Here is a 268-nt window from a genome sequence, read left to right as displayed (position 1 = left end):
CAAGACCGACCGGCGCATCCAGCTGGGCGAGACGATCACCCAGGGTCTGGGCGCCGGCGCCCATCCCGAGGTCGGCATGAACGCTGCCGAGGAATCCGCCGAGACGATCGCCGGGCACCTGGAAGGCGCCCACATGGTCTTCATCACCGCCGGCATGGGCGGCGGCACCGGCACCGGCGCCGCGCCCGTCATCGCCAAGGCGGCGCGCGATCGCGGCATCCTGACCGTCGGCGTCGTGACCAAGCCCTTCACCTTCGAGGGCCGTCAC

General features: G+C 72.0%; 1 pseudogene. It reads left to right on the top strand.

The features are described 5' to 3' along the window. Window positions 1-268 (top strand): annotated as a pseudogene (locus tag CVH10_RS20985) (cell division protein FtsZ); the annotation flags it as partial.

Source organism: Halomonas sp. ND22Bw (genome assembly GCF_003011945.1).
GTDB lineage: Bacteria > Pseudomonadota > Gammaproteobacteria > Pseudomonadales > Halomonadaceae > Halomonas > Halomonas halophila.
This window is presented reverse-complemented; position numbering and strand designations above follow the sequence as displayed.